Annotated in this window: 6 protein-coding genes; 1 reads left to right on the forward strand and 5 read right to left on the reverse strand. The window is 61.7% G+C overall.

All coding sequences use genetic code 11. The features are described from left to right. Positions 1-570 precede the first annotated feature (570 nt). The 5 genes from ACFFWD_RS18230 to ACFFWD_RS18250 form a co-directional block, all read right to left on the reverse strand. Positions 571-2,148, reverse strand: coding sequence for an ABC transporter substrate-binding protein (locus tag ACFFWD_RS18230; protein ID WP_376967539.1), 1,578 nt, complete (start codon positions 2,146-2,148; stop codon positions 571-573). A gap of 378 nt (positions 2,149-2,526) precedes the next feature. Continuing rightward, positions 2,527-3,117 (reverse strand): SOS response-associated peptidase family protein, encoded by a 591-nt coding sequence (locus ACFFWD_RS18235; protein WP_376967530.1) that lies wholly within the window; start codon positions 3,115-3,117, stop codon positions 2,527-2,529. A gap of 15 nt (positions 3,118-3,132) precedes the next feature. Further along, positions 3,133-3,966, reverse strand: coding sequence for an alpha/beta fold hydrolase (locus tag ACFFWD_RS18240; protein ID WP_376967531.1), 834 nt, complete (start codon positions 3,964-3,966; stop codon positions 3,133-3,135). A 34-nt stretch (positions 3,967-4,000) separates the two neighbouring features. After that, the gene (locus ACFFWD_RS18245; RefSeq protein ID WP_376967533.1) at positions 4,001-4,648 is read right to left on the reverse strand and encodes a glutathione S-transferase family protein; all 648 of its coding nucleotides are present in this window, start codon (positions 4,646-4,648) and stop codon (positions 4,001-4,003) included. A gap of 89 nt (positions 4,649-4,737) precedes the next feature. Continuing rightward, the gene (locus ACFFWD_RS18250; RefSeq protein ID WP_376967535.1) at positions 4,738-5,484 is read right to left on the reverse strand and encodes an SDR family NAD(P)-dependent oxidoreductase; all 747 of its coding nucleotides are present in this window, start codon (positions 5,482-5,484) and stop codon (positions 4,738-4,740) included. A 184-nt stretch (positions 5,485-5,668) separates the two neighbouring features. Between ACFFWD_RS18250 and ACFFWD_RS18255 the strand changes: the two genes are divergently transcribed. After that, entirely contained in the window at positions 5,669-6,562 is an 894-nt protein-coding gene (locus tag ACFFWD_RS18255) for a LysR family transcriptional regulator (protein WP_376967537.1), read from the forward strand. Positions 6,563-6,898: the final 336 nt, after the last annotated feature.

Here is a 6,898-nt window from a genome sequence, read left to right on the forward strand (position 1 = left end):
TTCTCGCCGCCTTAACCACCGCGGCCAGCCGGCGGCCCGTTACACCATCTATGCCCCGTTAGCGATCGAGGTCTTGTGGCGGTGCAACACGTCGCTCAGGGTCCAAGCAGACTCATGCAGTGCAGCAAACGATGCGCGAAGGTTAGCTATTCGATCACCTTGTCTGCGAGCGGGAGCAGCTTTTGTGGCACGGTCAGGCCGAGCGCCCTGGCGGTTCTGAGTTGATGACCAGCTCGAACTTGGTTGGCTGCATCACCGGCAGGTCTCCCGGCTTTTCGCCGTTGAAGACCCTGCCCGTGTAAACCCCGAGCAGCGGTATTCAATCACTGCGTTACTCCGTTCGATGACTCCTTGCTCTCCGAGACCTGCACGGAAGTCGCATGACTCTGGTCGTCGCGCTCGCCAACCATCCGATCACGCGCATCGTCGGCTGTTGCGCGCGCGCCGCGAGCGACCACACCACCATCGCGCTGCCAAGCACAGATACGAATTGTCGCCGTTCGATGCTGACTGGCATGTGCCACTCTCTGGACGAGGGCTACCCAAGCTACTGTGGCTTTGCGGCGGACCCTACTTGTTCAGCCACACGTCCTCGTAACGGTAGCCGTTATAAGAGCTGTTCACCATGATGGTGACGCCCTTGACATAGGGCTGCCAGCAGGTGCCCTGGCGGCTATGGAAGATGATCGGACGGGCGACGTCTTCCTGCAATTTCTTGTCGATCTCCCAGACCAGCTTCTTGCGCTTTTGGATGTCCGTCTCCTTCGACTGCTGGTCGAACAGTTTCTCGATCTCCTTGTTGCAATAGTTGGTGTAGTTCCGCTCCGAGCCGCAGGAATAGTTCTCGTAGAACGACTGGTCGGGATCGTCGACCGCGTTGCCGGTCAGGTTAAGGCCAAGGGTGTAATCCTTGCGCGCGACCTTCGGGAACCATTGCGCGGTGTCGACGACGTCGAGCTCGCCATCGATATAGATGCTCTTGAGCTGGTCGATCAGGATGACAGCCGGATCGCGGTAGACCGGGATGTTGCGGGTGGAAACCTTGACAGCGAGGTGCTTGTCGGGGCCGTAGCCCGCCTTCTGCATCAGCTTCTTCGCCTCCTCGCGGTTGGCGTTGACGTCGGGGCCATAGCCCGGAATCTGCTCCAGCATCTCCCTCGGCATTGCCCACAGCCCATCCGGCGCGGGCTCCATGGTGCCACCGATATCGCCCTGGCCTTCGAACATGATCGAGATGAACGCCTTGCGGTCGAGCGCCAGCGCCAGCGCGCGGCGGATGTCGAGATTGTCGAACGGCGGGTTCGACGAGTTGACGATGATGTTGGTGGAGACGTTGGTCGGCGCCACCACGCAGACCGCATTGGGCGCCTGCGTCTTGACGTCCTTAAGCAGCGGGATCGTCACTTCGGTCGGGTAGGTCATGTCGAACTTGCCGGCGATGAAAGCGAGGATCGCGGTCGAGCGGTTCGGAATGATGGTGAATTCGATGCCGTCGAGATACGGCAGGCCCTTCTTCCAGTAGTTTTCGTTGCGCGTCAGCTTGATCGATTCATTGACCTTGAACTCCACGAATTTGAACGGGCCGGTGCCGATCGGATGCGTGCGCATCTCCGCTGGGCTTATGTGGCAGGGATAGACCGGTGTGTAGCCGGAGGCCAACAACGCCAGCAGCGAGGGCTGCGGCCGCTTCAGATCGAAGGAGGCTTCGTAGTCGCCGTTGGCTGTTACGTCATTGACCTGGCCATACCAGGTCTTGCGCGGGTTCTGGCGGAACTTTTGCTGCGACTTGCCCATCAGCAGGTCGAAGGTGCATTTGACGTCGGCTGACGTGAATGGCTTGCCGTCGTGCCATTTGACGCCCTGCCGCAACTTGAAAGTCAGCGTCTTCTTGTCGGCACTCCAGGCCCAGCTTTCCGCGAGCTCGGGGCGGATGTCGTCCAGGCTGTTCTGCGCGATGTGCTGGTCATAGATGACCAGGTTGTTGAAGACGGGCATGAAGGGGATATTGATCGAATTGGTCGCGCCCTCATGGATCGACGCGCTGCCGGGGCTGTCGCGGTGATAGATCCGGAATATACCGCCTTGCTTTGGCTCACCCGCGATCGCAGCACTGCCGATTGCCAACAGACACGACATCGCGGCAGCCATCCTGCACCCGACCCGCATGCATCTCTCCCTGCACGGTTCGGCCCTTTTGCTTAATTCTTGCGCTGGCGTGCGCCCAATCTGCCCTGCTGCGCGCTTGCCGCGTGCGGCCACGCGACAACAGTCCCCGCAAGAACCCAGATGAATTCCCGCCGCCACATTTGTCCCCTCCAAGGACCAGTGGGATGGGCAGTCTAGCACTTTGAGCGGTAATTGAGGGGGCCAGGACACGGCCAAAGAGTGACCGACACGAGAAATCCGAGATGGGTCATTCGCGACCGGGTTCAGCCAGCAACAAGCCCGGCCATGTCCGTCATGCCCCGAAAGCGGAAGTAATTTCAGAACATTAGCGGCCCGCCTCTTTAAGATCGCGCGGCCCGGTCAGGCTGCCGCTTGGTCCTCCTTGTCCGCACCACGCATCACAATCTTTAGCGCGTCATCCGGCAACGGCCGCTGCAGCGCCTTCGCCTCATCCCACGGCGCGCGCTTCCAAACGTCGCGTTCCTCGTCCGTCGTCAAGATCACCGGCATCGCTTTCTGATGGATCGGCTCGACCACCGCGTTCGGCGCTGTCGTAAGGAAGCCATAGACCAGATGCGGCCCCGGTATCGGCTTGGACTTCGTGCCGCGATCACCGTTGAACGTGGTCCAGATGCCAGCGAGTGCGAACAACGGCCGATCCTCATCGAGCGCGAACCACACGACATCCTTCTTTTTGGTCTCCGGGTTCGGTTCTGGCGCGTACTCGGCGAAGCTATTGGCCGGGACCAAGCATCGGTTCTCCGGCTTGAGCCATCCGCGCCAATGCGGCGACGACGTGTTGCGGATGTTGGTGACGGGCGGTCCGCCTGTGCGCGGCGGGGGAGGCATGCCCCAGCGCATCAGCGTCATCTCAGGTTCGGCTTCCGTGTTGCGGATCACCGGGGCCGGGTAGTCCGGAAAGACGCCGGGCATCGGCGGTAAGTTAGCCATTTATGGACGATGGACTCAGGGTTCGAGGAAGAGCGTCGCGTGAGCTACGAACAGTTCCGGATATTGGTAGATGGAGCCATGGCCCGCGTCGGGATAAATGATGAGCTGCGCGTTCGGCAGGTTCTGCTGTAGCGTGAGAGAGTGCGAGGTCGGGATGATGGCATCATCGCTGCCTTGCACGATCAGCGTGGGCTGCTTGATCGATTTCAGGTAGTCGAGGGCGTTCTCGTCCGGCGTGATCCACTTGCCGATCGCCTCTCCCTGCGCAGCAACGGTCTGCTCGCTCACTTCCGGGTCGCGATCCCGACGGCGCAGCTTGCGTTCGATGAAGGCGAGGCCGGCCTTCCGACTGGTTTCGGTGGGTTTGAAATGGACCGCGAGCCAGAGATGCTCCGGCGGATCATAGCTGCCTGCGAAGATCTCGGCCGAACGGCTTGCTGTCATGTCGTTGCCGCGATGGCCCGTGCCGACGAGGATGAGCTTGCGGACAAGCTCACCACCCTGCAGAGCTATCTCCTGCGCGACGAAACCGCCGATCGAGATGCCGAGCACATCGACCTGCTTAAGGCCAAGCGCGCGGATGAAGGCAATTGCGTTGGCGCCCATCTCCTGGAAGCTGCTCGGCGTCTCGCCCGAGGAATTGGAGACGCCGGCATTGTTGAACAGGATCACCTCGCGGGACTGGGCGAGGCCATCGGTTACCGCCGGATCCCAATAGTCCATGGTCCCGGTATAGTGCTGGTTGAATACCAACGGCACGTCGCCGGACTTGCCGAAGCGGCGATAGGCGAAGCGGGTGCCGTTCGCCTCGACATATCGCGTCGGGGCGGTCTCATGCGTGTAGGTCATGGCGTACTTCCTGAAGATTGGGGTCTGACCGTGGTCAGGCCGTGAAGCTGGGGCGCGCGGCGACCTTGCCGTACCAACGGCGGGTCGCACCATTCCCGTCCGGGATCGCAAGATCCAATGCCTTGGTCGCGAAATCGACCGTGACGACTGCAGTGATGTCGGCCACGCTGAATCGATCGCCCGCGACGAACGACGCCTCGCCGAGCCTGATCTCGAGATCGGCATAGAAGTCCGCAATCCGCTGACGGCCGCGTTCCACGAGACTTGGAATCTGCTCGTAATCGTGCGTGCCAGCGATCGCGCGCCCTTTGAGTCCGGGAACCTTGTTGCGGACGGTTTCCATCACCGCTGCGAAGCCCTCAAGCTCCATCCGGCGTTCCCACATCGTCACCAGCGCCTTGTCCGTAGGCGATGTGCCGAGCAGCGGCGTGTTGGGGTACGCTTCTTCGAGATAGCGCAGGATCGCCGGCACCTCGCCGATCGCCGTCCCGTCTTCGAGGACGAGCGTCGGGACAACCCGGCGCGGATTGATCTTGGCGTAGGCTTCGGAGAATTGCTCTTTCGCGCCGAGATCAACGGGGACGCGCGAGACGCAAATTCCCTTCTCCGCGATGAAGATGCGAACGCGGCGCGAATTGGGCGAGCTGCTCGACTCATAGAGTTTCAGATGGTCGGATGACATGGCGAGGCCCTTTGAATGGAGGCGAAGACAGGGGAAAGATGTCGTGCGTGATCAGAGGGGCCGGGCCTCAGCCCGGCCCGCCCTTTGGCTCAGCCGGCCGACTTGCCGCCGTCGACGGTCAGGATGTGGCCGGTGACGAAGCTGGCGCCGTCCGAAGCCACGTAGAGGATCGCGCGCGCGATCTCGTCGGGCTGGCCGATCCGCTTCTGTGCATTGAGGGTAGCGAGATAGGCCTTGACTTCCTCGCCGCCGGTGAAGCGATCGAGCATGCCGGTCTGGATCGGTCCTGGCGCCACTGCGTTGACGCGGATACCGAGCGTGCCCACCTCCAGCGCGACCGACTTGGTCAGGCCTTCGACCGCGTGCTTGCTCGCAGCATAAATCGACGCGCCGGCGCCGCCCTCGTGCCCGAAGGTGGAGGAGATGTTGACGATGCTGCCGCTACCCTGAGCCTGCATCACACGCAGTTCGTGTTTCATGCTGAGGATCGTGCCGAGGACGTTGGTGTCGAAGGTCGCGGCATAGCTCTCGGCGGTCTGCTCGACAGCCGGGCCTGGTTTGCCCTCGGTGCCGGCGGCGTTGACGGCGATGTCGAGCCGGCCGAAGCGCTTGACGGTCTCGTCGACCAGCGCTCGAACATCGTCTTCGTGGCGCACATCGGCGCGGACGAACTCGGCTTCCGCACCGGCGGCGCGCAACTCGGCGACGAGAGCGGCTCCGGCGTCGTTGTGACGACCGGAGGCGACGATCTTCGCCCCTTTATTGGCAAAAGCGAAAGCGGTGGCGCGGGCGATGCCGGTAAGCGCGCCGGTGATCAGGACTACGGGCGTATTCATATCATTTCCTTTCGAAACGGCGCTTTGGTTGGTCATGCCTGGTTTGTCTGGCTGGACGCGGTGAGGTGTCCGGCTCGAGCAAATTCGGCTGGATGTTTCGGCCGCAGGGAAGGAGATACGCTTCACGAGCTTCCGCGAAAAAGAACTTTGTTTCTTGGTATCCATGCCTGTTAAGTATGGCTCCATGGACCTGCGCCACCTCCGTTACTTCATTGCCGTCGCCGAAGAGGGCAGCCTGACCGTCGCCGCCGAGAAGCGGTTGCACACCGCGCAGCCGTCGCTCAGCCGGCAGATGCGTGACCTCGAGGCTGAGCTTGGGTGCGAACTCATGATTCGTGGGGCAAAAGGCATTGAACTGACCGCCGCCGGCCGGGTGTTTCTCGACTATGCGCGTGCCGTACTCGTTCAAGTCGAAGCAACGATCGAGGCGACGCGACGCGCGGCGGCGCCCGCCAAGGCGTCCTTCGTCCTTGGCTTCCTGACGGGCCATGAATTCGATTGGCTGCCGGCGGTCATGCGCATCATGCGTGACGAACTGCCCAATACGGAGGTCGTCATTCTCAGCCTGTCATCGCCTGATCTCGCCGACGGGCTGATGCGTGGCAAGATCGACCTCGCTTTCCTCCGGCATGAACGCAACGCGCCGGGAATCGTCTTTACAAGGCTGATTGACGAACCGTTGATCGTCCTCATGCCGGCAGATCACCGTTTGGCGACACATGGCGCCATTGCCGTCGAAGATATCGTCGGCGAGCAGCTCGTCGGCGTTCCCCACGATAAGTCCCCGGCGCTTAGAGCGGTGACGGATGCGTACGGCGCCAAGCTCGGTATCGATCTCACGCCCGACCATTATGTCGACAACCTCTCGATGGCCATGTCGCTGGTTGCCTCGACCCGCGGCATTGCTCTGATGCCGCTCTATGCCCGCAACCTGCTGCCCCCGACTGTCGTCAGCAGGCCGCTTGCCGGCGTGCCGCCGACGATCGACCTGTCGCTCGGCTATAACGAAGGCAACACGTCACCACTCCTTAAGACCATCGTGTCGAGGATCGGCGAGCTGAAATTTGGCGCTCGCTGAGTGTCGTATTGCTTGGCAAATGTCGCGGGACAGGCCGTGACTTTCAGAGGGCTCGCCGAGAAGGGGCTATGCAGCAACGCGAAACAACCCGCGTTCGGACGCATAGAGAAGGCCGATTCCACGCTACGGCCGCCTTCGGCACGCTATACTACGCTACACTTTGATGGCGGGCCGGGAGGGATCCGAACCGAGACACCCCCACTTACGTCACCATACTAAGGACAAACAGCGGCTCATTGTGTCGGTGATTGCGCATGATTCCCTCCCTGGGCACCAAAACTACGCTTTTGTGCGCTAGGCTGCGATTTTGTGCGATGGCATTGGGCGAGCCGCTGG

It is taken from the genome of Bradyrhizobium erythrophlei, assembly GCF_042430365.1.
Taxonomy (GTDB): Bacteria; Pseudomonadota; Alphaproteobacteria; order Rhizobiales; family Xanthobacteraceae; genus Bradyrhizobium; species Bradyrhizobium erythrophlei.

Excerpts from the sequence above, each read along its gene's own strand:
- ACFFWD_RS18230 (WP_376967539.1), bottom strand. The coding sequence starts at position 2,148 with ATGGCTGCCGCGATGTCGTGTCTGTTGGCAATCGGCAGTGCTGCGATC.
- ACFFWD_RS18235 (WP_376967530.1), bottom strand. The coding sequence starts at position 3,117 with ATGGCTAACTTACCGCCGATGCCCGGCGTCTTTCCGGACTACCCGGCC.
- ACFFWD_RS18240 (WP_376967531.1), bottom strand. The coding sequence starts at position 3,966 with ATGACCTACACGCATGAGACCGCCCCGACGCGATATGTCGAGGCGAAC.
- ACFFWD_RS18245 (WP_376967533.1), bottom strand. The coding sequence starts at position 4,648 with ATGTCATCCGACCATCTGAAACTCTATGAGTCGAGCAGCTCGCCCAAT.
- ACFFWD_RS18250 (WP_376967535.1), bottom strand. The coding sequence starts at position 5,484 with ATGAATACGCCCGTAGTCCTGATCACCGGCGCGCTTACCGGCATCGCC.
- ACFFWD_RS18255 (WP_376967537.1), top strand. The coding sequence starts at position 5,669 with ATGGACCTGCGCCACCTCCGTTACTTCATTGCCGTCGCCGAAGAGGGC.